Origin of the sequence: Rhodococcus sp. 15-725-2-2b, from assembly GCF_002259075.1 — a bacterium.
Lineage (GTDB): Bacteria > Actinomycetota > Actinomycetes > Mycobacteriales > Mycobacteriaceae > Rhodococcoides.
Map to the genome: position 1 here is coordinate 18,925 of NZ_NPFL01000021.1, position 25,357 is coordinate 44,281.

Consider the following 25,357-nt stretch of genomic DNA (forward strand, 5'->3'; position numbering starts at 1 on the left):
CCATGCTCGTCACCCTGACCTCGATCTCCGGCTCGCCAGGCGTCTCGACGACCGGCCTGGGCATCGCTCTCACCGCAGACTCCCGCAAGCTGCTGTACATCGAGGCCGATCCGATCGGATCGTCCCCGACGCTGGCCGGGTACTTTCACGCGCGCCGCCGGCACGACCGATCGATCATCCAACTGGTCGAGCCGAACAGGCACGGCCGAATAGGCCCAGCCTTCCAGCACCAAATAGTTAGAATCGGGCCGTTCGATCCAGAGGAGCCGACCAAGGCGCAAGGATGGTTCGTCCCCGGCCTGGTCAATGCAGCTCAAACGGAATCGATGAAGTCGACGTGGGGCCCGTTGGGGGCACATCTGGCGTTGTTGTCGAAACAGGGCGGCGGTGACCTGCTCGTCGACGCCGGTCGCCTCAATCTACGGTCCGGACATCAAGACCTGATCCGTCACAGTGACGTTATCGCCATAATGCTCAGACCGACCAGGACCGCAGTGGCAGCGGTTCGTGCTGGCTTGGGCCCACTACAGCAGCATCTGGAGAATACGAAGTCGCCGGCCAGCATCGGCCTCATTGTCAGGGGTACCGAGCCCTACAGCGCAGCCGAGACCGCCGCGGCGACCGGCCTCGACGTCATCGCAGTCCTTCCCGAATCACCGGTACACGCGCAAGTTTTTTCCGAAGGTGCCTCGCTCAGTAATTGGCGGCGACGTCGATCAAGCTATCTACGCGCAATCGACGGAACCTGGCAAAAGATCGAGCGCTTCCACGAAACGCACCAGCCCGTATGGATCGCCAACTCGCCATACAGCTCACAGCCCGCGTAACGAGCCGACAAGGCCAAAGGGAGAACACCCGCATGACCAACAACGCCCCCGACTTCGACTACGACGAGCGACCAGCCCTACCCGACCTACCGATGTTTGCCGCCGATCCGATCATCCTCGACGATGGCGACAACGAGATAACTCGTTACAGGAGCGGGCAATACGGCTCCTCATCTGCAGGTCTGCTCGCCGCAGCCGGCAAGGACGGTCGCCACTCCCACCCGGAACCCGAGCGACTCGAGACGGTCCCGTTCACATCGCCATCACCATTTCCAGCTGAGCGGTCGGACGTCGCGAGGACCAACCACCAATTGGTCAAGCAACTGACCAAAGAAGCATCCGAAATCCTCTCTCTCCGTAAGACCCAACGAGCAGATCAGGCCCTCAACCCTGAGCTGGGCGTCACTGCCATGACCCCGGACGAGGAGCGTGAGTCGGGCAGGCAGATCGTCATAGATCTCGTCAGCAAAGAAGTGCAGTCCGCGATCGACACCGGTCACGAACAGCTGAGCGTCCAAGAGGAACAGACGCTGGTCAAAGCGGTCTTCGACACGCTGTTCGGACTCGGCCCACTTCAGCCGCTCGTCGACGACCCGAACGTCGAGAACATCCTCATCAACGGCGACAGCGTCATTGTGATGTACCCCGACGGGAGTCTGCAGGCACGACCGCCGATCGCGGACAGCGACGAAGAGCTCTACGACTGGCTCACCAACCTCGCGCAGCGCGCACCCGGTGGTGGACGACCGTTCTCGCAGGTCAACCCCAACCTCCGCCTCAATCTGCCCGGCGACATCCGCTTGTCCGCGATGGGCTACTCGGTCCGCCATCCCAGTATCGCCATCCGCATGCACCGCCACAAGGATGTGACCATCGACAAGATGGTCGAAATGGGTGTTATGCCCCAACTGTTGTCCGAGATCCTCAGCGCCGCAGTCATCGGTGGTGCCTCCATCGTGATCTCCGGGCCCATGGGATCAGGTAAAACAACCAACCTTCGTGCGCTCGCCAACTGCCTTCCCCTGCAAACACGGATCGGCACAGCAGAGACAGAGTACGAACTGTTCCTCGACAAACTCGACGGTCGCAGACCGTATGTTGTTGCAGCCGAGGCAATCACCGGCGGCGGCGAACGAAACGAGCTGACCGGAGCGCTACGCGGCGCGACGACGCTGTCCGACATCCTTTACCAGTTCGTGCGAATGCAGCTCGACCGTGTCATCGTCGGAGAGGTAGCCGGCGGCGAGATCATCGACATGTTCAAAGCAATGCAGATGGCCAAAGGCTCCCTGAGTACCACGCACGCCGAGCATGCCGCCGGCGCGATCGACCGCCTCGTCACCTGCGCCCTCGAAGCAGGAGTGCCGGTCGAGTACGCCTACCGCCAAGTGGCACACCACATCAATCTGATCATTCAGCTGCAGACGGACTACGAATTTACCGACACCGGCGAGAGGCGTCAGGTCCGATTCGTCAGCGAGGTCATCCATATCGAGGCCGGCGAAAACGCCATGCCCGCAGTAACCAAAATTTACGAAGGAAAGCCGGGCGGGACCGGCGAATACGGAACTTTGCCCCCAGCTTTGCTCCGCAAGCTCTACGCAGGCGGTTTCAGTCCGAACCAAATCCCCATCAACACGATCACAGGTGGTGGGCTCTGATGTACACGTTCACGGCCGTCGGTATCGTCCTTGTCTTTGCCGCCGGGATGTGGTTTTTTGCCAACGGAATTCGCGATCGCCGCGACCCGACTGCGCCGACACGCCACCGCACCTCACGTGCGCGGATTGCCCGGCGGACAAAATTACTCCTCGCCATCGGAACTGCCGTCGGCCTTGCTGCATGGCTCCTCAGTGGATGGTTCGTACTCTTCCCCATCATTCCGATCGCAGCAGTAGGCGTCCCCTACCTACTCGGATCGTCAGCCGCCGCCGACGACATCGAACGCCTCAATGCCCTCGAAGAATGGGTGCGCAACCTGACTGGAGTGCTCGCAGCAGGATCCGGCCTCGAACAGGCCATCATCGCAACGCACAGGGGAATGCCTCAAGCATTGCGTCCGGAAATTACGAGCCTCATCACGCGCCTGCGTGGCAATGTGTCGATCGACGAAGCGTTGCTTCGGTTCGCAGACGATCTCGACGATTCCACCGGCGACTACGTGGTCGGTGCACTGCGGCAGGCAGCTCGCCTGCGCGGCTCCGGACTCACCGCAGCCTTGAAGCGACTTTCAGAATCGGTGGCAGAGAACGTGCGCAACCGCAGAACGGCCGAAGCGGAACGGCAAGGGCCCCGCACGACCGCTCGCGGGGTCACCGTCATCACCGTCGTTGTCATCGTTGGGTTGTTCCTGTTCACCAACTACATGGACCCGTACAAACAGCCCCTCCTCCAGCCCGTTCTGTTCCTCGAATTCATCGGTTTCGGCCTGGTGCTCGGGTGGATGAAGCGATACACCTTGCCAGTGAAATACCCCAGGTTCATCGGCACCAAGGACCGCGACGCAGCAAACACCGCACGTGAGAGGAGCGCAGTATGAACAACTTCGAGCTCTGGGCGATCGCCCTTGCCGCTCTCGCCGCTCTCGGCTTGATCCTCCTCGTTCTCCGCATACTGCCGGCCGACCCAGCACTCGGCGATGCCATGGAACGACTGTCCGGTGCAGCCCCGGACCCGTACACCGTCGACACCCGCGGCGGTGACGACCTCACCGGTTCGGATGCCCTGTCCTACAAGGTCGGTGCCCGCTTCTACCCGCGGCTGCGATCGCAGGCGTGGTTCAGGATCCCGACCGCGGACCTGGCGATCCTCCGAGAAACTCCACAAAAGTTCATCGGAGACAAAATCCTTTCCGCTGCAATAGGTCTGATCATCGCGCCGATTTCGATCGCACTCCTGGCGCTGTTCGGCATGGCAGTGCCCCTGACTTTTCCCGTAGCCGGTTCCCTCGTCCTGGCGCTGGTGGGATTCTTCGCGCCCGACGCCGACGTCAAGACTCGCGCCGCTAGTGCCCGACTCGAATTCACCCGAGCATTGGCGGCGTTCATCGACTTCGTTTCGTTGAACCGAAGTGGCGGCGTCGCTGCATTCCAAAGTCTCGAACGCGCTGCCGCAGTGGGCGATAGCTGGGTGTTTCTACGTCTGGATGCCGAGCTTCAGAAAGCGTCCCTCGCCGGACAGGCACCATGGGCTGCTCTGTCCAATCTTGCAGCCGAACTGGCGCTGCCGGAGTTGGGAGATCTCGCGGACATCATGACCTATACCGGCGACCAGGGAGCGAGCGTGGCCGACACTCTTGCCGCGCGGGCCGGAGCGCTCCGCAGTGCCCTGCTCTCGAAAGAACAAGGCGAAGCAGGAGCCAAAACGAAGAAGATGGACGCACCTCTCGGCACCTTGGCCGTGCTGTTCATGATCATGCTGATCGTGCCGGCCGGAGTGAACATCATGGGCGGCGTCTAGACCGAACAACCCGAATGCGTTGTCATTCAACGATCAACTACCAAGTTTGAGCTGTGCAAACACCGATCCGTGCACTTCACCTGCTCGAAGTGTCCGGTCTTGGCGATAGTCTGACCGGCATCCAGAACCGTCATAACCAGGGCTTTTACATATCGAAGGGAAACGTCACATGGCAGCATCGCGCACAATCGCAAACCGGATCGCAGCAACCACCGCAACACTGTTCGCATTGGCACTGTTCTCCTATACCCGGATGACCGAGCGCGCCGGCGGACGCAAAAGCGACAAGGGCTACAGCATGGAGACCGTCGTCATCACCGCCGGCCTCGTCATCCTCGCCATCGCTATCGTCGCCGGAATCACCGTGGTTGCACAGCGCTACCTCAACCGAATCCAGTAACCCCACCACTCGCCCAACGAGACAGGGGAGGACCAGCGTTGCTCACCGACACACATGTACCACTACGCGAATGGCTCACCCGCATACGTCGAGACGACCGCGGCGCAGCCCTCGAAACAGTCGTGGTATTCGGCGTCGTCCTACTGCTCTTCCTCATCGCAATCCAGGCAGCTCTCTACGCTCACGCACGGACCGTAGCGATTTCGACCGGTGAAGAAGCTCTACGACAAGCGCGATCGCAATTCGGCAGCGCTGCGGCCGGAACAGCGGCGGGCTACGCCTTCGCATCCACCGCCGGCCCGACGACCCTTCGAGCACCCGTCATTGTCGTCAACCGAGGCTTGCGAGAAGCAACTGTCCAGATCACCGGACAACCCATCCGCCTCATCCCCTTCTTCTCCCTCGACATCAATGTCAGCGAGACGCTTCCCGTTGAACGAGTCACTGCCCCAGGAACCAGATGAACACCGCGAACAAACTGCGCCAGCTGGCAGCCGCAGCCAGAGCCGACGACCGAGGATCGGCCCTGCAGACTGTCATCGTCGCCCCCGCCACACTGTTCCTGATCGCACTGATCGTCACCTTCGGCGTTCTCGCGCAAGCGCACCAGAAAGTAGTCCACGCCGCGAACGAGGCCGCGCGTACCGCCTCCATCGCGCGAACGGCGTTCTCCGCAGCCCCCGATGCGCAAGCAGCCGCGCGAAACGACCTGGCAGCACGAGGGCTCACCTGTTCCGCTCTCAACGTCAACACCGACCTCGGCGGATTCAGAACTCGCCCCGGCGTCACGGCTTCCGTCTCGGCCACCGTCACGTGCGTCATCTCCCTCGACGCACTCGGATTCCCGCAAGTCATGGGCTCACGGACCATCACAGCAACCGCGACTTCACCCGTCGACACCTACCGGGAGCGCGCCTGATGACCGAAGCACTACGCCGGGCGGTGGCCGCCTGCACACGGCGAGACGCGCACAACGACGCCGGAACCATCGCCATGTGGAGCGTCATCACAGCCATGGCGTTGCTGATCATGATGGGTCTCGTCGTCGACGGCGGCGGCAAAGTTTACGCCAAGCAGCGCGCCGAGCAAGTCGCTGAAGAAGCAGCCCGCGGGGCAGGACAAGCCATCATCGAACCACTCGCAGTCCGCGGTACCAACGTCGTCGTCAACCCGCTGACAGCCCAAGCCAAAGCCACCAAATACCTTGCCGCAGCAGGAATCCCCGGCGTCGTCGTGCAGACCGGACCGACAACACTGCTGATCACCACCACAACGACCTACCAACCCCGTGTCCTCGGTTTGATCGGCGTCGGGCCACAGCAGATCATCGGAACAGCCACCGTCAACCTGAACCGCACCAACCTCGGAATCCCCGGCACACCATGACCAATCGACCGCAGAGCAGACGAGTCGCAGAACTCCACGAGAAGACGGAGGACGTGATTCGACAGCTCGCGGCGCAACGCTGCACGACCCCGGCCACCCTGCAGCCATCGGAAAGGACACCCGCATGACCACCATCCGACGGCGCTTGACTGGTTTGCTCTACCTGATCGTCCTACTCGTCCTCGTCGTCGGAATTCCGCTCGCACTGTGGACATTCCGCGGCAACCCAATACCGACGACGCTGCCCGATCTCGACCAGATCAAAACAGCTCTGACCACCCAAGACGACGGATCACTCTTCCTCGGATTCGTGACCTGGATCGGCTGGCTCGCCTGGGCCACCTTCACCTTCAGCACCGTCATCGAACTCGTCGCAGCACTACGCGGCATCAAAGCACCTCAACTCCGAGGCCTCGGCTTCCAGCAGCGAAGCGCCTCCGTTCTCATAGGCGGAGCGCTCATGCTGGTAACAGCGGGCACCGCCACAGCCCAACCCCTCACCGCCACAGCACTACCGCTCTTCGACGCCCCTGCCCACTCGGCACCGATCCAAGTAACGCAACAAAGCCAACCGCATCCAGCAGAAGCCCCCGCCCGCCCCATCAACGGGGAAACCATCACGGTGCAGCAGGGCGACAGCCTATGGAAACTCGCAGAACGCCACCTTGGCGATGGCTTTCGATACACCGAGATCAAGCAACTCAACGCCGACGTCCTGACCGTCGACGGATGGCTGCAACCAGGATGGAAACTTCAGCTCCCCGCCGCCGCACCCACAACCGTCGACGGGGCCTACACAGTTCGAGAAGGCGACAGTCTCTGGAGCATCGCCGAGCAACATCTGGGTGACGGACACCGCTACAAAGAAATCATCAACGCCGACGGAACTGCACCGTCGACAATCATCCACGTCGGCCAGCAGCTCACCGTCAACGATCAAACCGCCGAGACCGTCACGCCCGAACCGGGTCCGGTTGCTTCCCCCGACCCGGCCCCGGTTGCTGCCGCTCCTGTACCTGCTGCTGTGCCCGAACCGACCGTCGCTCCTGAACCGGCCCCGGTCGCTGCCGCTCCCGAACCGGCTCCGGCTGCCGCTCCTGAACCGGCCCCCGCAGCAGCGCCTGAACTGTCCTCCGCTGCACCTCTCCTGGGTGGCACCGACGTTCCGGAACAAGCGGAGATGGTTCCGGGCGGTGACGAACAGGCTCAGGCAGAAGCGCAGGCCGCTGCCGCCGCCGCTGCGAAGATTTTCGGCATCGAACTCAACAGCGCTTCGTCACAGCTACCTGCTCCGACAGCGGCGGCTCCTGAGCCAGCGCCTGCTCCAGCAGCCCCTGAGCAGGCAGAGGCCCCCGCCCCGTCGGCGGTTCCTGAGCCAGCGCCTGCTCCGGTGGCCGCCCCTGAGCCAGCAGAGGCTCCCGCCCCGGTGGCAGCTTCCGAACCTGCTGCTGAGTCCGCGGGCGCAGATGTTGTGGCACCCGGGCCGGCACCCGCTCAAATGCCTGCTCCAGCGCAGACGTCGTCACCCAGTCCTGCTGCAGCTCCCGCCCCGACTCAGCCAGCCACCCAGATCCCACTGAATACATCGACGACAGACCCGGTATATATCGCCGCCACTGCGCAGCCAAGCGATGTCTCCGAGGATCAGAACAGCACATTGTGGCTCGGTATCTCAGCCCTAGCGGCCATCGGACTGGCTGGGGCCTTCGGGCTGCGCCGGCACCGTCAACAGCACGATCGCCGCAGAGGCGAGACCCTCCCTCAAACCTGGGGCGCTGCAGCAGTTGTGGAAGAACAGATTCATTCTGCAGCGGACAACAACGTCCTCACGCGGCTCGACGAAGCACTGAGGACTATCGCCGAACACGCTCGGACACAGGGCAACGCACTGCCGGCATTACTCGGCGCATTCATCGGTCCCGATGCGGTGGAGCTAGTAATCCTTGATGACTCCGTACTGCCGGACCAGTGGCTCAGATCAGAGACCGGCACCTGGACCCTCCCCGCCGACGTCCGGATCGCCCCAGCACCCACCACAATCAGCCCGTACCCCACGCTCGTGACACTCGGTTCCACAGACGACCGAACCCAAGTTCTTCTCAACCTGGAAGAACTCGGCTACCTCGGCGTCTCAGCTTCACCAGAGCACGCCCGCGGCACTCTCCAGGCCCTGGCCCTCGAACTCGTCGAATCCCCGCTCGCCGACAATCTGCACCTGACGCTGATCGGTTTCGGACAGGAGCTCCCCGAACTGTTCGGCAACGGTCGAATCGAGCACACCGACCAACCAGGCGAAGTGCTGGCCAGACTCGCCCGACAAGCCGAACGTGACCAAGACACCCTCGTCGAACAACACATCGACAGCATTGCAGCGGCCCGTTCGATCTACGACACAAGCGAAATGACCGCCCCCGAAGTAGTTCTCATCGCGAGTCAGTTGACGGCCGACCAACAGCAATCACTCGATCAGATCCTGGCCGCCACACCGCGCGTGGCGTTCGCTGCCGCCAGCACCGCCAGCACCGCCAGCGAGAACACCCAGGCCGCGTGGACACTCGACATCGTCGACCGCAACACCGCAAGCCTTGTCAAACGAGACACCGACGGCGGCTTCGCATTCCAGCCAGCATTTCTCGAGCCGGACCAATATGAAGGCATTACCGCCTACCTCGCGACCGCCACACAGCCAGCTATCCCCACAGAGTCGTCCATGCACGACCCCTGGGCTGCAGCCGAAATCGACGCACACCTCACCGACGCCGAAAGCGCTGAGACCTTCCTCGACTCCGTCACCACGATCGACCCCACCGACCAGCTGCTGCTGAACGGAACTACCGCATCGGAGACCGCCCCCGACGTCACAAACGTTCCGACCTACAGCCCGGACGCCGCGCAGTGGACATCCCCAGAAGCGATCAGGTACGACGACCAGGCCCCACCCATCGCTCCTGTCGCTGGTGACGTACCGGCCCCGGGACATCTCTGGCTCCATCTTCTCGGGAAACCAGCAGTCACCACCCCGACCGGGGAGCCACCCAAGGACGGCCGTGAAGTACTCCTAACCGAGATCGCCGCTCTTCTCTCCATCCACCCGGGAATCAAACACGACTCCATCGACAAAAAGATCTGGCCTGCAGACAATTTCGACAAACTCCCTCTGGAGGATCAGCCGAAAAAGAAGGCGACACGACGCCAGAACTACCTCTCGAGACTGCGAAATTGGTTGGGAGAGACAGAGAACGGTGAGCAGGCATTTCCGAAGCACGGCGACCGCACCGGCCGCACCGGCTACCGACTGCACCCCGATGTCCGATCGGACTGGGACTACTGGCAACAACTGATCGACACCACTCCGGCCGCCGCCACCGATGCGGAATTGCGGACGGCTGCAGAACTGGTAAACGATCAACCATTCGCCGGGACACGGTCAGACCGTTACGGGTGGGCACGAAACCTACAGCAGCACATGATCTCGACCCTCGCGGATGCCCTCGAAGAGCTCGCCACCAGACAAATAAAGACCGGAGATCTTTCCGCCGCGCTCACCACCGCAAACCGCGGCGTCACCGTCGAACCGTTCCGAGAAGGTCTCTGGAGACTGGCGATCATCGCTACCCACGGGAGCGACGAGATCAGCAAGACCCAGGAGCTGATCGACCAACTGCTCGCGAACCTCGCCGACATCGATGTCGACCCAGAACCCGAAACCGACGAACTCTTGCGCGCCCTCGCGCAATTCCACAATGGCGGCAACGCCCTCTACCGGATCGGAGCAATAGCCAGTTGATAGCAGTCGCGTCAATCGAGGTGTCTGAAGTGTCCGGTAAGCACGTTACGGTCCAAACAGCCGCACCATTATCGTTATCGCAGTACAACGCACAGAACAACGTAGGGGGTCCACGATGATCAGCACACGACGTCGCACAGGCGCGGCAATCCTCGCAGTAGCAGCCGCTGCAAGCATCAGCGTCGCATGCGGGAGCGGTGACATTGAGGCGACCCCCGTAACGACCACCACGCAGCCGGTCCTCACGGGACCAGAGGGCGTCGAAAAGTCCCCGGAACAACAGGCGACCGAGCAGGCAACAGCAAAGGTGAATGAGTTCTTCGCCGTTCTCGCGAAGGTCGAGAGCGATCCTGCTGTAGACATCAACATGCTGGACTCTGTTGCGAGTGGAAAGATCCTCGATCAGTTGAAGGCAAACGTGAACCTGCGCCGATCTCAAGGAATTGTCTCCACGGGTGCTGCGACTGTCGCAGATGCATTCGTGACGGAACTGCAGGCACCAAAGGATGCTGACGGGAACCCAATTAAGGAAGAAGCGTCGGCAACATTGCGAGTCTGCATCGACAGCTCGAACTATGACCAGATCCGTCCGGACGGCACGAGTGTGCTCCCTCCTGACCGAGTCCGGCGGGAGCTGGGCAAGCCGACTCTGGAGAACGTGGCGTGGCCAGATTCATCAGGCTGGCGCATTGTTTCCGATGCAGTGACTTCTTCGGGTACCCCATGCGACGCACCATGATCGACGGTTTGGCAAGTAGGCAACTGGAATCCATAAGGGCGGTGGGTCATGCGTAAGCCGCTTGGGGTTATCGCATCAGTGCTTCTAGTTGGAGTGTTCAACGCGAACCCAGTATTTGCGCAGCCGGGGATCGGCACCGGAACTGGCGGTGCCTTCGGCGGAGGCTTGGGTGGTTCGACAGTTGTGGTCGAAGGTACGTACACGAGTGTGCCGTCAGGGGGTGGAACGACTGGATCCGCGCCAGCTGCTGTGGGCGGGGGAGGTGGTGGGAGCGCCGCGCCGTCCGGACCGCCGCTCGAGTTCGTTCCGTCGACTGACGCCGCCAATATGACGCTTGTTCGAAATGCTGATAGTGGTGCCCCGATGGCAGTGAACGTCGTTAATGATGACGGCACAACATGGTCCTGCGAAGCGGCCGGTCCGTGTGTTCAAATTCCGGACGTTGGGGTGCCGGCTACGCCTCCGGTGGTCGACGTTATGACCGTTGTCGGCCAAGCGGTTACGGCAATGCAGTTGGATCCGCCCGGAATAGGCATCACCCCGAACCCCGCAAACACAGGTGCTGTCGGCCTGGTTGGTCTACCCGGCTGGTTCTGGGTCGCTGACCCACGGGAATCGACAGTCGGCCCCGTGACCAGAACTGCAGCAGGACCGGGTGTCATAGTTTCTGCTACAGGGGTCAATACGTCCGTGGTCGTCAATTGGGGGGACGGATCCGTGCCGTCGGTGTGCCCAGGTGCGTTACTGCCCTTCACGCCGTATACCGATGTTGCACAAGGGCTTCCAAGTCCGACGTGCGGCAATATCGTTTATCACAAGACGTCCACTACCGAGCCCGGTGGGACATTCAAGGTCTCCGCGACATCGAATTGGCTCGTCACGTGGACAGCGACGACACCCAACGGGACGGTCGGTGGAGTCATACCCACGCCGCTGACTTCGCGTACTGAAGTTCGGATTGGTGAACTGCAGGTCCTGGTCACAAATTAGAGCCGTGCGCCCCCGCTCCTCGGGTGCGAAATTGAGTCACTCCAGGCTTACCGGTTTGTAGGCTGGTGGAATGCCTGAACGGTTGACTGTCAACGTCACGATGCCACCGGAATTGGCTGGGGGGCAAGTGCAGGCCTACCTGGAAGAGTTGGGGTTCGAGGTCGCCCACACGTCCGCGCCCGATGTGTGGGCGTTAACCGAGCCGGCTGCCAGCATGGACTGTGTCGATTTTATGACCGTTCGCACCCTGTCGGGTTCGGAAGCGGACGTCGATGACGAGCTCGTCGACCTCCCGCAAGACCCTTACGTCTCCAGGCTGGACCATGGGCGAGTCGTTGAGGAGCGCCTTCGCGCGATCAGACAGATGAGCGCGGGTGCGGTGGGATCGTTCCTGTACGGACTCCAGCTACCTGTCATCACCGCCAGCGATCGAGCCTTGTCCGCGGCAGTACAGGACGCGAGTAGGGAGTTGGCCGGAACTTCGGACGACGATGACGAGCATCCGTTCGACCGGCATGCTGTCCACGTTGTTCGCTATGGCAACGCCACGCACCGTCGGATCAGGTTTCCTGGTTTCGTGTTACGTCTGAATCAGGACCCCGAACTTCTCGACGACATACGACGCGGGCCGATCGACGTCGATGAGACCATTTTCGCGTCGGGATCGTCGATCCTGAGCAGTGTCTTGATTCCCGCGAGCCATCTCGGTCCGTTGTTGGCCGCACGGTCTCCATGGGTATGGGCGTTTCAAGCGAACAGGGTGTCGGGTGCGGTGATTTTCACTCTCGGCACAGATATTGTCGGGAGGTCTCCTGTTCCGTACGAAGCGCATCAGGTACTTCCCCGATCACCAGTGGGTCGCCTTCCCCAGCGGCAGGAGCCGCCGGCACCGGAGGCGTGGGGTGCGGCCGTCGCTTGGTGGGTTGCTCAGATGAACTCTGTTCTCGGGCATCTCCTGAACCCATGCCTGTTCGCAGATGCTGACGGTGACTACCTCCCCTATGCGCAGCAGAACCGGTTGATGGAATTTGCGGATCTTCTGCAACGAGTTACCTCGACGCTGCTATCGCTGCACGACGACTACGCAGCCGGAGTTCTGATGTGGTCAGCAATGGACCTGATCGAGGCGACCTGGCTTTCATGGGATCTCACGGCACTGTGCAAGCCCTCGGTTGCGGCGAAAGCGCTGCAGCAAGTTCGAGAACGTATGCCTGCTGATGTTCAGTCCGTCCTGCTTCCGTACGCGGCTTTTGGTGTGGAAGCGTTGACCGAAGTGGGGGACGGGTTCTTCATCAAGAATTACCGTAGGTCGGAGAAGGTAATTCTGAAGCTGCCCGGTGGAGCGGACAAATCCCTGTCACTCGATGACGCAGTGAGTCAGTTCATGCGTTTGCGCAGGAACACTACACACGGGTTCGACAAACCTGATCCCGTCCGTGACCGACTTTTCGCGCAACACAACGGCCGGCTGCCGGCGACACTGATGTACCTGCCGCTGCTGTACTTGATGTACATCATGTCCGATCCTGATGACCTGAGACGTCGTCTGCTCCGTCGATCCGCTCGAAGACGCAGGACGCAGTGAGAGGTGTTCACACACGTTGCCGGTGGTGTGCTGAGACAATATTGCGGTGAGTGTCATGGTGCGCCGGCTGATGGGTGCGGTGTGGCCGACGAGGTTCGGCGCAGCCGAAATTGATGTCGAAAAGGGGGCGCTAGCAGTGGAATCGAACGACCGGGGTGGGCGCGAAAATGCTTCACCGGACTCCGCTGCTGGCGAAGAGATGGCGTCCGAGCTCAACCCGGTGAGTGTCGAGCTGAATCCGGCGGCAATCGAGATGGTGCACGCGAGCATCGAACGGACGCTGGATTCTCAGGAACGCCGAGTGACGAGCATCGATCAGCGCGGGGGTGTGCTGCTGGGATTCGCGGGCATTCTGGTGGGGATCGTGTTGCGCAATCCCGCGGGGATCGGTGTGTGGGAGGTTGCGGGTGCTGCCCTGGCCGGTGCGGCGGCAATCATGGCGGCATTCGTGATTGCACCCAATACCGCGTCGGGGCTCAATCCGGAAGTGGTGTTGGAGGAGTATTCGACAGTCGATGAGACGACGGGCCGGTTCGAGATCGCGTCGACACTGGTGTCGATTTATCAGGTGACAGAGATGCGGCTTCGGAGCAAGCTGATGCGGTTGCGGATCACGACGGGTCTGTTGGCTGGATCTGTGCTGGTGTTGCTCGTGACGGCTATCATTCGGATGTAGGAGGACATCATGGCTACGGTGAACGAGCAGCAGAAACCTGATCGACCGGTGGGCTCGGCGAGCCCGGCGACGGCGTCGCGGCGTCGCAAGGTGGCCTTGCGTCCCAATCCTCGGCTGGTGGGCAACTACGAGGGCAGTTCCCGCACGATCGACGAAGTGCGACGCCAGATAGAGAAGCAGCAGGGGGCGTCGGCGTGACGGCCTCGAAAGATCAGAATCCGCCGGCGGGGTCGTCGGCTCCACGTGCCAGCGCGCGCCCTGTGGTGGTGGTCCCGACATCGGCTGCGGGTGATCGCACCATTGTTCGGGCAGCACCCAACGAGAGAGCTATCCGCAGCATCACTGCGGGGGCTGCACCTCAAAATGTGCGGTCCGCTGTCCGCCGCGAGCACTAATTTCGCGCGCACGCCTTTGCGCTGTGTCGTAGATGATCCAAAATTGGGCTAGCAGACGGTGCCAAACGTGTTCGTCCAGGTCGCCGATCTGCAGCGTCGACTGTGTCTGCTCCCGATCACGCTTGGCCGTTACCTGGGCAGCTGTGGTGATCGATGCAGCAGCGGGGGAGGGCTTACGATGCGGCCACCGACCCGCGTCGAGTGCTCGATGTAGTAGTCGAGCATCGGGTGAAACTCGGCAGGGTAATCCCTTAGCCAAAAGCTTGCACGGTGTTCGACGAATTTCGACGCAAACCCCGCGACACTCAGACAGCGGTGGTGTGGGCAACCGGACCGCATGTATGGATCTCATAGCGATACTCCATTGCCGCGTGTCCGAACGGCGAGGACCAAACGTGGCACAACCAGCCATTGCTTACGACTTTGCGACGGACTCCTGTCACGGGCGGCGAAGTAGCCCTGCAGGTGTGGAAGCGTACGCGGGGTCGTTGAACACGGCGCTGTCTTCGCCGACATGCTCCGCAACGCCAGCGGGGGGTGGCCCGAGGATTTCAGTTTTGATGCAGCCTTTGGTCGAGTCGAGCCAGGTACGGGAATCGGCCCCAAGTCGAAATGGATGGGCCATGTCGTTGGAAATGATGTTGCGCATGATGTTGTACACCGCCGAATTGGGTTGCCGGGCCAGGAGCTGATTCATCAGCGATTGCCGGGTGGGCACCAGGTATTGCGGTTTCTTTCCTGTTGGGGACATGCACTCGAGCATCACGTTGGTCGATGCAATCAACTTCACGAGCTGGATAGCCGTTGCTCGCTTTTCCTGGGCGATGGCCACATTGACGGAAAGTGCGTCGGTATAAAGCGGTATCCCCACTTTTTCGATAGGTTCGGAGCTCAGCGGCATGACTGAATAGGTCGAGGCGTCGACGTTGTCGATGAAGTGGAAGATTTCGGTCAAGCCTACGAAGGCTCGACCGATCCGCTGGTTCCATTTCGTGATTCGGTCGTAGCCCGAGTCGGGATATGTCGCCTGGGCGTACCCGGCGATGTTTCGCAGCACCTGCATGTCGGCGAGGCCTTGCTGATCGAGTCCTGGACAGGGGGGAAGGGCGGGAGTGAGCGGAAACTGGCCCGACTCCTCCATGACGGCCTGCTCGTACATGCACGCGACGGTCGTTCCCCCAGTAAAATCCAACAGCATGCCTTGACCCTGCGCGGGCCAGACTGCTTTCGGATCCCCGTCGCCGAGGATTTTGTGTAATTCTTCGACAGTCATCCCCGGCGCACCCAGTGCTGCGTCAGTGAGACGGCGAATCAAAATTTGCATGCACCCTAAATACGGTATTCCTTGATACTCCGAGGATTCCGTTTTCAGCGATGCGAGAGACCACGGGTAAAAGTCTGCGGTGCCGTCGATATCGAACTCGACACAGAACTGACGCATGTGATCAGCGAAGATGCAGTCGTAGGCAAAAACGTCCACAGTGGACGGCGGATCGCCTTTGTAACAGTCGTAGGTGTAGACGAAATTGAGAGCGACATCCGGTTGGACGCTGTGCCACGCGGCTCTGATGGTGGACTCGAACCATTTCGGTTCGGGCGTGTACGGGTACAAGGCGACGTTCAACGTGGATGCGTCGCTGGCTGGAGGTGGCTGGTTGGTGGGGCCGGAATCCTTGTTCAAACTGCGTCCGAACTCGGTACTGGTCACTGCACACTTCCCGTCATCACACTGTCTGCAGGGGAACGGCGATTGCCTCATACAGTCGCATGATTTTCCGAAAGTGGCAAGGATCACATTTACTTACCCTCGATCCACGGACTGAGGTGACCCACTGTGGTCGATGACCGAATTGTGGGGTCGGGACTGGTTGGGCGTGTTTCGTCCGCTGGTCTACCCAGCATTTCCACGATTGTCGTTGCTCGGGCCGAGTCGGCGGGTCGGGTGAGGATCAGGCGGGTGTGGGTGGGCTGATGCCAATGATGTTGCGCCATAATTGAAGCCACGCATCGAGCCACGGCCAGTGTCGCGGCAGGTGCAGTGTGGGTGTGCGTTGTGGCCGCACGAAACGCGCGGCAATGTTGACGATTTGCGCCGTAGCGTTATTCCGCGAGCTTTCGCGTGACGCCCGCCGGAGACGGTTCCGGCGGCGCGCAGCAGGTTGTGGGCGATCGCTGCGCACTGCACCCAGGCAGAGCTCGCGCCAAACGATCCTGACGGCATGTGCGCGAGCGGTCCGTCGATCAGATCCGAGAACACAGTCTCGATGACCGCGTGTGCACGGTGGACGACATCTGCGGTCGTCGTCGGCAGGGTGCTGTTGGTAAAAAACGGGTGATACCGCCACACCGGAAACAATGCATCGCGGTAGCGGGCGTCTTTGACCCGCCGCACGATCAACCGTGCAGAAACAGGATACGCGGTGGAAGAGAAAGCGGTGAACGATGTTTCGGCGACCTCGGCGTCGGAGATCCAGCCGTCGGTGTCGGGGTCGCGGACCGCTCCCGGGTAGCGCACGGGCGTCCACGCGGTGTCAGGGATGGAGGCGATCGCTCGTTGGACGATTCGGTTCTTGATCAGTACGAACGAGAACTTGATGCAGGCGCGTACGACGCGGCTGTTGCCGTAGGCGGAGTCGCCGCGGACCATGATTTTCCCGCTGGCGAGACTGGATGTCGCAGCTCAGCCCTAGTCATCCGGGCGAGCACGGGTGGCCCATTCTAAGTCGACTCTCAGCCCGGTCGCCTGCCCTCCGTACGATCAAGGGGGTGCTGACCGATCCACTGCCGAATTCCGGCTCACTTGAGCGCTATGAGGCTTTGCCCACGATTCTCCAGCTGAGGAGCTACCTCTCGGAGATCCAGGCGGAGCCGACCGAGTGGATCTCGGTTCTACGGAATCGAGGGAGCGGAATCAAGTACAGCTCGCTTCAACCTCTTCTGGTGGCGACATCGGACCAGCGCAAATTCCTCGCCACTACCGATTGGTCCATCAACGACCTCGGCGAGCCCAGTTACAGCTCTGATCGCCTCCCGGCCTTCCGCGACGGCTTGACCTCCAACCCTGATGGCTACGACCTTCATCTGTTCGTCAACGTGTCCTGGGTGCCATCGGCAACCACAGAACCCGTTATCGAATTCACGCCGTCGTTCGTATGGTGGTTGGGCCTGATCACGCGATCGAACGAGACAATGTATCGAACTAATCACGCGGGCCGCGATGAGGAGGTCGTCGAGATCGTCAGACCGAATCCTGGTGAATACGAGGTTCGAGTCAATGCACGGCACCTCCGAAAGTATCTCGCGGCCCGGAGCATGAGCCTGGTGATCCAGCACGCCCATTCTCGGGCTGACGACAGCGTGCATGAAGCTCGGATCGACCTTGAGATTCGCACCAAAGACGCAGCGTTCGCCTACACGGCGTGGGACGCGTATCGGGGGCCTGGTTTCGTAGCGCAGTTGGTTGGGAAACAGGCAGTTTTGCCGTTCGCGTCCGCTGGCGAGCACCCCGACGATCTGCAAAGGCCTGAGCGGTTTCAATCGTTCATCGTTGACATCGACCCCTCGACCGGCGACGAGGTTCGTTTGAGTTGCGAGCGCGATGAAGCGAACTACCTCACCCCAGTCTTCTTCGACACGGATGTTCTGACCCGATACCGCGACAACCCAGACCGCTACACGGTGCTGCGGACCGATGTCTCGTGCCACGGTCGGTGGGCCATCGATGTCGACATCAACGGTGCCAACCTCGTCCAGGTGTGGCTGGGACACCTCATCCGGCTACCCGAGACCGAGCGAGAGCACTGGCTCACACACAACGTCCCGCCGAACGGTGGAATAACCATCACACGTAGCGTGCGGGACCTAGCGGGCCAGTGGGTAGAGGACGAACGCCCTGACCCTGCTCGGCTGAGACGAGCTAAGGCAGAACTCATCGAGGCGTTCACTGGCTACTTCGGTGAGTCGTTGTACAAGCAACTCGGCCCGGCTGACCTCCGTGCGTTCGATGCCTTGGCATTGTGTACCAATCCAACCGAAGGCCAAAGCGACAACGGTGTCATGGTTCTGTCGAAAGGGATCGTGGATGCACTCGATGTCAAGACTCTTCGAGAGTCCTCGGGCGCGGACACGAATAGTCCTTCGCTTGCCTGCCTACAGCTACTCGTCGAGAACTTGGGTGCCGACCCGAATGGTCTCGTCGGACCCCTACGCCAGCTTCAGGGAATCCGATCGGCAGGCTCGGCCCACATGAAGGGCACGAAATTTACGACTGCGCTGTCGGCCGCAGGACTGAATTCTCTTCAGCCGGACAAACAATTCGAGACAATCGTAGATCGGGTTACGATGGCTCTGCAGGGCTTGTCCGAGCTGTTCCGAAGGACGCCCCCGCAAGTGTGATGGTGCCGGTCATTTTGTTCCAGTCTCGCTCTGATCATGGGTTCGCATTGATCTCACCCCACGCGTCTAACGCGTGTTGGTAGGTCGCCACAGCACCCGATTCAGTCGGAGCATCGCAGAGCGCGATCGCAGCCCTGGCAAGCGACGCGAGCGCAAGATCTCCCAGATCCAAGATCGCGTCGTCGCCATGACTGAGCAGAGTAAGCATCGTGGTAGCCATCATCTTCGGATGTTCCAGGACTTCAGCGGGCTGAGGCTGGCCCAACTCGATCAAGGCCAGCGCTTCGAGAAACATCGGTACAGCGAACGCCACCCTCGGATTGATTGCGCTCATAGCGTGAAGGTTAGCAATCGGCCGAATACCGGATGTTCTGGAGAATCTCTGAGACGGTGGAGGTATGACATCGAAACGTACCTCCGCCGGCGACAAACGCGCCCGCAAGGTCCAGCAACGTCGAAAGCGACTTGCACAGCAAGGGGTCTCACGTGAGCAGCACGCTGCGCTGGTGCTCGAGCGCAGCGGTGATCCCTCGTTCGTGCAACGGCGCACCAACGCCGACGGTGGGCGCACTCTGTCGTGGAGCAAGGACATGGTGGGTGGTGCGGAGCTCAACGACTCTCTCGAAGAGCAGCGACAGGCGTTTCGGGACAAGTTCGGCCGAGATCTCGGGCCGAACGATCCATTGTTCTTCGACCCAGCTGCTGACACGCCGCAGGAGATCAGTGAGGAGAACTTGTTGGCGGACGTGGACTCCCTGATCGACAAGGCCCGCGAAGCAGGGGAGAACCCCGCCTACTTCCAAGCATGGCGCGACACCGGGTTCTTGCTCACCGAACACAACATGCATCTGTTCTCCGCGTCGGATATCGACGAATGGAACGCGGCGCTCGAACGGCATTGGGACGAAGCGGCATTCGGGCCGTTCGACGATGCATCTTAGGACCTACGGCATGTTCGGGCGGCTGCAGCGAGTCCGAGAGCGGTGGTGAAATTCCCACGCCGCTGACCGCGCGCACTGAAGTCGGATGGGCGAACTTCGGGTTTTGGTCACCAGTTAGTGCTGTGTCGCGTCGAACGGCAATTGCACCCTCGCACTATTTGCGCTCTAATTATGTACATGACTACTTTGCCGGTCGCGGATGCGCGTGCGCGTCTGTCCAAGATTGTGGACGATGCAGAACAAACCCACGCCCGGTATGAGATCACCCGTAATGGGCACCGGGCTGCTGTGTTGCTCGCTGCCGACGATTTCGATGCGCTGCAGGAGACCATTGCAGTGCTATCGGATCAGGAACTGCTGACATCTCATCTTCGGGGCGTGGCGGAGCTGCCTGAGGGTGACAGTCTCGATGCGAAGGAGTTGGCCGAGGTCATGCGGGTCGCTGGCCGGTCTACCCGCGCGTGAGTGAGCCTGAAGCGCCGTATCGGCTTGTGATTGCTCGATCAGCGTCTCGCGCTATCAGTCACACTCTTCCCGAGAAGGTCGCCGCTGCGGTGTACGAGTTCATCACCGGAGCATTGCTGGAGAATCCGCAGCGGGTCGGGAAGCCCCTGGCCCCGCCGCTTTCGCCCGCCTACAGCGCCCGCAGAGGCACCTACCGGGTTCTCTATCTGATCGACGCCGGGCAGCGCATCGTGCAGGTCACCGCGATCTCACACCGGTCAGATGCCTACCGCTGAGAAGATTGCGTAGCTACCGGATTATGTTGCGGAGATCAAGCCTCGTAGGCGTAAGGCTTCCACCAATGGTGGGTGGGTCGCGGTCTCCATCCAACCAGATTTTCGGTCCGCCTTGCTGCCGAGTGAGTCGGATACTGCGCTTCGCAGAATTCGGAGGGCATCTTCGATCGCCTCGCGATCGGCGTGATCGCGATCGAACCAACTCATGTCCGCGCCGATGACTCGTTCGTACTGCACCAGGGCACCATCCTTGTTCACTCCCGCTGTCTCCATCAGATCTAGTGAACCGATCGAGAAGACCAGAGCCCGAGTGATCGTTGTCGGCATTCCGCGCCGGTTTGCTTGGTAGACGGTCGGATCGACAATCCGGCCCATTGCCGGAATCCACAACACTAGGTGTCCTGTCCACCATGTGTCCGACTCCCATTTCGGTGTGCGGCTTCCCAGCTCCACCCACTGCTCGTCCGACCACGCCACCTGCCCGTACACGACCAACGGCTCAGCCTCGATCCCGTAGTCACGCAATGCCGGAATCAGGCAACGCACCGCAGCAATGCAGGTGCCGGAAAAACCGCCCTCGGTGTAGGCCTGCCAAATCTGGCAATGCCGGTCGATGATCTGCACTTCTGCCGGTGCAGTCACGCCAGGATTCGCAGGGGGACGGATCCCCGCTACCGGTGGTGTGACGTACCCGGCCCGCTGCGCCCATTCTGGCAATGCAGCGGCTCCCGGACCGCTACGCGATCGCCCTGACCCCTTGCCTGCACCCTTGCGTTTCTTGCTCACCGGTGACATTTAGACGCTCCCAACCCACCTCGACTCTCTGCCCCGTCGCAGGAGTTTCGCGTCCCGACCGTACCGGCCAGGTACGACACTTCCCGCACGCTAACGATCACATCCCTGTATTCAGGTTGACATGGTTGACATGACGCGAACAGCCGGGGATGATCAGGGTATGTCCACTGTCGAGAAGGATTTCGAGGTCATGGCGCACCGGCTGGTCGAGGCCAGTGGCGCGCCGGACGAGCGTGATCTGGCGTATGCAATAGCGGGCCTCGGCGGCATCGTCAACGGCCTCAAGGCGCGTCGCGCGTGGAGTGAGCACGTAGGGGAAATCTTGACCCCCAGTCAGGCCCTCGACGTTGCGGGTTGGACGCGTGCTGCCTTGAGCAAGGCTGTGAAAGAGAACCGCGTTCTTCGGTTGACCGGCAGCAACGGCAAATACGGCTACGCCGCCGCAGGCTTCACCGATGCCCAACCGGCGAAGCCGATTCTCGGCATCCAAGAGGTGCTGCGTGTGTGGGCGGGGCAGGACCCGCGTGGATGGTTGGCGGTCGCGTGGCTGACTACCGAACAGCCAGAGCTCGACGGCCGTACACCTCGGCAAGCACTTCTCGACGGGGACGTTCCTACGGCTGCTCGCGCTGCCCGGGCTGCGGTCAGTCGGCTTGCGGCGTGAGCGCTGAACGCGCCGTCGTTCATCTGTTCGAGCCCAAGCCCGTCGGTGAATTGGCGGAGCGATTTCCGTCGTGCGTCTACCCGGCTGGGGCCGAGCTGTTTCGATCGCATCAGGCCAGTCTGGGACCGTGGTGGTACTCATCGAATGGCGGCGGCAGGTTCGACCTCGAAGCCCCTGATGGGACTTGCTACCTGGCCGAAGACGAAGTGGTCACTCTCCTGGAGATTTTCGGTGGCCAACAGGTCGTGCCGAGATACGAGGTCGATGCGCGTGCAGCGTCGACGATCACGTTGGATGCTGATATCAGGCTCGCTGATCTGACTGCGAACACCGGTGTCGCGCTCGGAGTCACGGCAGAAATCTTTACTACCGCCGACTATCCGCTGACGCAGCGGTGGGCGGCCGCGTTACGGGAGGCCGGGTTCGAGGGTCTGCGGTACTGGGCCCGCCACGACCTCGAACATGCCCGGCGGTGCATTGCACTGTTCGGGCAAGCGGGGGTGGCAGGCGAGGAGCATCGTCATACCGTCCAGGCCACGGTCACCCTGTCTGAGCGAGCGGACCTGCTGGAGCGGTGGCGTGAAGAAACTGGTGTCGCGATCTTGGACGTACCAGATCTGTTGTAGCGATCGTGGTCAACCGCCCGCAAGGTATTGCTAACGAAACTTACAGTAAGTACTGTAAGTCTCATGAAGATCAGCGCACGTCCTCTGCTCGACAATTCCGTCGACGCCGAACTGTTCGTCGGCCGGCGAGACGAACTCGCCGCGATATGGGACGGATTGAACGCTGAGCTCAACGTTCTGGTGACGGGGGACCGCGGCACAGGCCGAACGTCGCTGCTTAGACAGCTGCAGCTCGACAGCCGAGAGCCGTTCACCGGTGCCCGCCGCGAAGGCGACTTCCCGATGAGCTTCGTTCGGGTCGAGGGGATCTCGGACGGCCGTGACGTGCTCGCCCGCGTCGTAGAACAGGTCACCGGCGAACCGGCAGTCGACAGTGACGGGCCCGACGTCTTGCTGCGGCGATTGAGTGACTTTCGCCTGCAGTTCATCGACGCCACGCTTCGGAGGTGGGCAGCAGAAAGCGACGACGGCACTGCTCCGCTTGGGACGCGGCTGTATCCGGTGATCATCGTCGACGACGTCACCGCATCGGCCGGGCACGCACTGTTCGGGCGGTACCGCGATGAGGTGTGGGCGACGGGATACCTGTGGGCGGTGTCGGTGCGTGAAAGTGACCGTCAAGGTCTCCTGACTCCGCCTGCAGATGCATTCTTCGAGAAGATCGTCGACGTACCCCCGCTCTCGAGAACGGAAAGCATCAAGTTGATCACTCGCCGCGCGGGAATCGACATGGAACCGCAAGCCAGCACCCTCGCTGATGCGGTAGGGCGAAACCCCCGAGATCTGGTAAGTGCTCTGCGGGGATTCCTGCAGGACCCCGGGTCGTACGAGGACAACTACCTGGCCCTCGCCGATAGAGACAATGCGCTCTGGGCTTTGGGTCGCCCAGCGTCGATGCTGGCGGCCGAAATGAAGGTGCGGGGCCCGGTCAGCGCATCGGATGAAGACTTGCTGGCCGCGTTGGGGTGGACGCGTCCTCGTGCTGTACAAGTCTTCAAGCAACTTTACGAGAAGGGGCTGGTCCGGAGCAGCGAAGTCTCGTCAGGTCCCGGGCGGCCGCGGCGGGTGTACGAGTTGACTCCGCCGGCGGAATGGCTGCGGACCGAACACGCTGATCCGGAGGACCAGAAATGAGTGACGCCCTACTGCGTCAATTGCGGGACTCGAAGGCCTTCGACCCGTCGCCGGATCCGGATCGTATGTGGCAGGTCCATGTGCCGTTCGACGTCCTCACTGGCCCCGTGAGTGGTGACTACGAGCAGCGCTTCATGGACGCTGTTCGGCGGCGTGAGCGTGTGGCTCTGATCGGTGCCAGTGGCTCGGGTAAGTCCTCGATCACCGAGTACGTGATGGACGCTCTTCACTCCGAAAACGTTGCAGCACTGAGGATCAGGATGGGATTTCAGACCGACTCCCTCGTCTCCGATCCGGCTGAATTCCCGCGTCTGTTGGTCAACACCATCGCCAAACAGCTCGACGAGAACCGGGCAGTCCAGAAGATTGCTCGGGAAATGCGTGGAGGTTCCCCACATCGACCGGTCAAATTCTCGGTTGGTCTCCCATGGTTGGCCGGCAATCTCGCGATCGAGCTCGGCAGCGTGGTGAACGAACCATCGCAAGGTGAGGATGTCGTGGATCAGGCCATCAGGGTCCTGGAACTGATTTCGCGCAGTGGCTTGATTCCGACGCTCGTGCTCGATGACACGGACCAGTGGATACGTCGTCCAGGTATCGGCGTCGATCCGGAGCCGCGGATCGCAATGTTCTTCGGCTTGACTCTGAGGATGATCGCCGAGCGACTTCCGGCAGCATGTGTCGTCGCCGTCCATAACGACTACATCGACAGCCCCCACTACAAACAGGCTCGCGAATACCTGAACACGCGAATCACCCTGCCCGCCTTAGCTAATTCAGCCGCGCTGGGGTCGATCATCGGTAGGCGGGCCCGCCAGGCCGCGGGAAATCCGAATCTCGGCGCGGTCGACGTCATCGACGCTGACGCCCTCCAGCATCTCTTCGACCACTACGGGGCCGGTCGCAGTGTCCGCCGGGAGCTGGTCGTATTGCAGGATGCGTTGGTACGAGCGTGTTCTGCAGTAAGTGAGACCATCGCCGCAGCTCACGTCGTCGCTGCGATCGCTGCAGGCTAGGACACGACTACCGGCGTAGGTAGTTCGCAAAATGCATCGCCTGAACTGCAATTCGGGTTTACCAACCCCTTTGCAGCTTCAGTAGTAGGTGTGAAACTGCTTGGCCCTGTCCACCGCATCGAGGACCTCAGCGTCGAGGCCTTGAGCTTCTCGTTCGATCGCGTTTACCCGTCGCTTCATGCCTGCTCTGGCGAGCCACGGCGACCACATCAGTCGACTGAGCTGCGCTGCTGACAAGCGCACACATCGCCCCAGCGCAGTGTTGATTCCCCCGGCTTCTTCCTGACCGTCTTTCTGCTTTACGTCGTCGTCGCTCGTCAGGCGCGCCACAGTGGCCAGTTGGATGTACAAACGCAGTGGCCGTCGCGGAACCCGTGCAATGATCGCGGCCGTCTCAAGCTCGCGGACACTGTCCTTGAAGTGCTGAAACGACGGATCAGTGGACGACGACCCTGCCCATCGGGTGCGTTCGGTGCTCGCCAAGTGCCGGAGAACCTCGCTACGCAGTTGACGGCGTTGCTGACTGCCGATCAGGTACTGGCCCGCAAAGGATCCGATACCGAGAGCTCCGATAATCGAGGCCACACCACTGATATCCATTTCGTAACAGTATTCGGATCCAGAACTTGGGGTCGGTTGACGCAACGTGAGTGGTGAAAAAGGAGAGATTTTTCCGTACCTATTGCGCCTCACGCGGCAGCAGATGTTCCGACTCCCGAATATTTGCCGGTGCTCGAAGTGTCCACCTCCGCAGGCATAATCGTGGACTGTTGGAGCCGATCGACTTTGGAATGGCGAAATT

At 61.2% G+C, this 25,357-nt stretch carries 25 protein-coding genes and 1 pseudogene; 21 read left to right on the top strand and 5 right to left on the bottom strand.

Translation table 11 applies throughout. The features are described 5' to 3' along the window. Positions 1 to 2 precede the first annotated feature (2 nt). The 13 genes from CH306_RS29575 (at position 3) to CH306_RS28880 (ending at position 14,047) form a co-directional block, all read left to right on the top strand. The gene (locus CH306_RS29575) at positions 3 to 827 is read left to right on the top strand and encodes a hypothetical protein (RefSeq protein WP_015586073.1); all 825 of its coding nucleotides are present in this window, start codon (positions 3 to 5) and stop codon (positions 825 to 827) included. A gap of 638 nt (positions 828 to 1,465) precedes the next feature. Then, on the top strand, positions 1,466 to 2,488 hold the full coding sequence (locus tag CH306_RS29580; RefSeq protein ID WP_254924256.1) for a CpaF/VirB11 family protein: 1,023 nt from the start codon (positions 1,466 to 1,468) through the stop codon (positions 2,486 to 2,488). Next, positions 2,488 to 3,366: a type II secretion system F family protein gene (locus CH306_RS25050; RefSeq protein ID WP_052047795.1), complete on the top strand. Its 879-nt coding sequence runs from the start codon at positions 2,488 to 2,490 to the stop codon at positions 3,364 to 3,366. The genes CH306_RS29580 and CH306_RS25050 overlap by 1 nt, the downstream gene beginning before the upstream one ends. Then, complete coding sequence (locus tag CH306_RS25055; protein ID WP_032364991.1) at positions 3,363 to 4,286, top strand: type II secretion system F family protein; 924 nt, start codon at positions 3,363 to 3,365, stop codon at positions 4,284 to 4,286. The genes CH306_RS25050 and CH306_RS25055 overlap by 4 nt, the downstream gene beginning before the upstream one ends. A gap of 169 nt (positions 4,287 to 4,455) precedes the next feature. Next, positions 4,456 to 4,686, top strand: coding sequence for a hypothetical protein (locus tag CH306_RS25060; protein WP_015586077.1), 231 nt, complete (start codon positions 4,456 to 4,458; stop codon positions 4,684 to 4,686). Between the two features lie 38 nt (positions 4,687 to 4,724). After that, on the top strand, positions 4,725 to 5,150 hold the full coding sequence (locus tag CH306_RS25065; protein WP_015586078.1) for a type II secretion system protein: 426 nt from the start codon (positions 4,725 to 4,727) through the stop codon (positions 5,148 to 5,150). Beyond that, positions 5,147 to 5,605, top strand: coding sequence for a TadE family protein (locus CH306_RS25070; protein ID WP_015586079.1), 459 nt, complete (start codon positions 5,147 to 5,149; stop codon positions 5,603 to 5,605). Before CH306_RS25065 ends, CH306_RS25070 begins: the two co-directional genes overlap by 4 nt. Next, positions 5,605 to 6,072, top strand: a complete 468-nt coding sequence (locus tag CH306_RS25075) for a pilus assembly protein TadG-related protein (protein ID WP_015586080.1) — start codon at positions 5,605 to 5,607, stop codon at positions 6,070 to 6,072. Before CH306_RS25070 ends, CH306_RS25075 begins: the two co-directional genes overlap by 1 nt. Positions 6,073 to 6,196: 124 nt before the next feature. Further along, positions 6,197 to 9,859, top strand: coding sequence for a LysM peptidoglycan-binding domain-containing protein (locus CH306_RS29795; protein ID WP_015586082.1), 3,663 nt, complete (start codon positions 6,197 to 6,199; stop codon positions 9,857 to 9,859). 115 nt (positions 9,860 to 9,974) lie between these two features. Next, the gene (locus CH306_RS28875) at positions 9,975 to 10,598 is read left to right on the top strand and encodes a hypothetical protein (RefSeq protein WP_015586083.1); all 624 of its coding nucleotides are present in this window, start codon (positions 9,975 to 9,977) and stop codon (positions 10,596 to 10,598) included. A gap of 1,060 nt (positions 10,599 to 11,658) precedes the next feature. Beyond that, complete coding sequence (locus CH306_RS25085; RefSeq protein WP_015586085.1) at positions 11,659 to 13,173, top strand: hypothetical protein; 1,515 nt, start codon at positions 11,659 to 11,661, stop codon at positions 13,171 to 13,173. Positions 13,174 to 13,219: 46 nt separating this feature from the next. Next, positions 13,220 to 13,849: a hypothetical protein gene (locus CH306_RS25090; RefSeq protein ID WP_139278539.1), complete on the top strand. Its 630-nt coding sequence runs from the start codon at positions 13,220 to 13,222 to the stop codon at positions 13,847 to 13,849. A gap of 9 nt (positions 13,850 to 13,858) precedes the next feature. Continuing rightward, on the top strand, positions 13,859 to 14,047 hold the full coding sequence (locus CH306_RS28880; RefSeq protein ID WP_015586087.1) for a hypothetical protein: 189 nt from the start codon (positions 13,859 to 13,861) through the stop codon (positions 14,045 to 14,047). A 636-nt stretch (positions 14,048 to 14,683) separates the two neighbouring features. Here CH306_RS28880 and bcmE read toward each other — a convergent pair. Next, entirely contained in the window at positions 14,684 to 15,952 is a 1,269-nt protein-coding gene (bcmE, locus tag CH306_RS25095; RefSeq protein WP_032364993.1) for a thiamine pyridinylase, read from the bottom strand. A gap of 241 nt (positions 15,953 to 16,193) precedes the next feature. After that, positions 16,194 to 16,900: pseudogene (locus CH306_RS25100) on the bottom strand (transposase); the annotation flags it as partial. 110 nt (positions 16,901 to 17,010) lie between these two features. Between CH306_RS25100 and CH306_RS25105 the strand changes: the two are divergent. Then, positions 17,011 to 18,639 (top strand): hypothetical protein, encoded by a 1,629-nt coding sequence (locus CH306_RS25105; RefSeq protein ID WP_052049375.1) that lies wholly within the window; start codon positions 17,011 to 17,013, stop codon positions 18,637 to 18,639. Positions 18,640 to 18,673: 34 nt separating this feature from the next. Here CH306_RS25105 and CH306_RS25110 read toward each other — a convergent pair whose 3' ends face one another. Continuing rightward, entirely contained in the window at positions 18,674 to 18,973 is a 300-nt protein-coding gene (locus CH306_RS25110; protein WP_015586093.1) for a hypothetical protein, read from the bottom strand. A 64-nt stretch (positions 18,974 to 19,037) separates the two neighbouring features. Here CH306_RS25110 and CH306_RS25115 point away from each other — a divergent pair, with 64 nt between their 5' ends. The 3 genes from CH306_RS25115 (at position 19,038) to CH306_RS25125 (ending at position 20,320) form a co-directional block, all read left to right on the top strand. Next, positions 19,038 to 19,580: a hypothetical protein gene (locus tag CH306_RS25115; RefSeq protein WP_015586094.1), complete on the top strand. Its 543-nt coding sequence runs from the start codon at positions 19,038 to 19,040 to the stop codon at positions 19,578 to 19,580. 177 nt (positions 19,581 to 19,757) lie between these two features. After that, positions 19,758 to 20,045 carry a type II toxin-antitoxin system Phd/YefM family antitoxin gene (locus CH306_RS25120; protein ID WP_230591632.1) on the top strand — a complete coding sequence of 96 codons (288 nt, stop codon included), beginning with the start codon at positions 19,758 to 19,760 and terminating at the stop codon, positions 20,043 to 20,045. 26 nt (positions 20,046 to 20,071) lie between these two features. After that, positions 20,072 to 20,320, top strand: coding sequence for a type II toxin-antitoxin system RelE family toxin (locus CH306_RS25125; protein ID WP_371828030.1), 249 nt, complete (start codon positions 20,072 to 20,074; stop codon positions 20,318 to 20,320). 21 nt (positions 20,321 to 20,341) lie between these two features. Here CH306_RS25125 and CH306_RS25130 read toward each other — a convergent pair whose 3' ends face one another. Continuing rightward, positions 20,342 to 20,962 (bottom strand): hypothetical protein, encoded by a 621-nt coding sequence (locus tag CH306_RS25130; protein WP_032364994.1) that lies wholly within the window; start codon positions 20,960 to 20,962, stop codon positions 20,342 to 20,344. Positions 20,963 to 21,275: 313 nt separating this feature from the next. On the opposite strand from CH306_RS25130, the gene CH306_RS25135 reads away from it, so the two are divergent. The 4 genes from CH306_RS25135 (at position 21,276) to CH306_RS25150 (ending at position 24,555) form a co-directional block, all read left to right on the top strand. Continuing rightward, the gene (locus CH306_RS25135; protein WP_015586098.1) at positions 21,276 to 21,779 is read left to right on the top strand and encodes a hypothetical protein; all 504 of its coding nucleotides are present in this window, start codon (positions 21,276 to 21,278) and stop codon (positions 21,777 to 21,779) included. After that, entirely contained in the window at positions 21,776 to 22,405 is a 630-nt protein-coding gene (locus CH306_RS25140; protein WP_015586099.1) for an RES family NAD+ phosphorylase, read from the top strand. Before CH306_RS25135 ends, CH306_RS25140 begins: the two co-directional genes overlap by 4 nt. Positions 22,406 to 22,468: 63 nt before the next feature. Next, the gene (locus CH306_RS25145; protein WP_015586100.1) at positions 22,469 to 23,539 is read left to right on the top strand and encodes an ATPase AAA; all 1,071 of its coding nucleotides are present in this window, start codon (positions 22,469 to 22,471) and stop codon (positions 23,537 to 23,539) included. Beyond that, the gene (locus CH306_RS25150) at positions 23,536 to 24,555 is read left to right on the top strand and encodes an ATP-binding protein (protein WP_032364995.1); all 1,020 of its coding nucleotides are present in this window, start codon (positions 23,536 to 23,538) and stop codon (positions 24,553 to 24,555) included. The genes CH306_RS25145 and CH306_RS25150 overlap by 4 nt, the downstream gene beginning before the upstream one ends. A gap of 78 nt (positions 24,556 to 24,633) precedes the next feature. Here CH306_RS25150 and CH306_RS25155 read toward each other — a convergent pair whose 3' ends face one another. Continuing rightward, a complete protein-coding gene (locus CH306_RS25155) occupies positions 24,634 to 25,155 on the bottom strand; it encodes a hypothetical protein (protein ID WP_015586102.1) in 522 nt (173 codons plus the stop codon). Between the last annotated feature and the right edge of the window lie 202 nt (positions 25,156 to 25,357).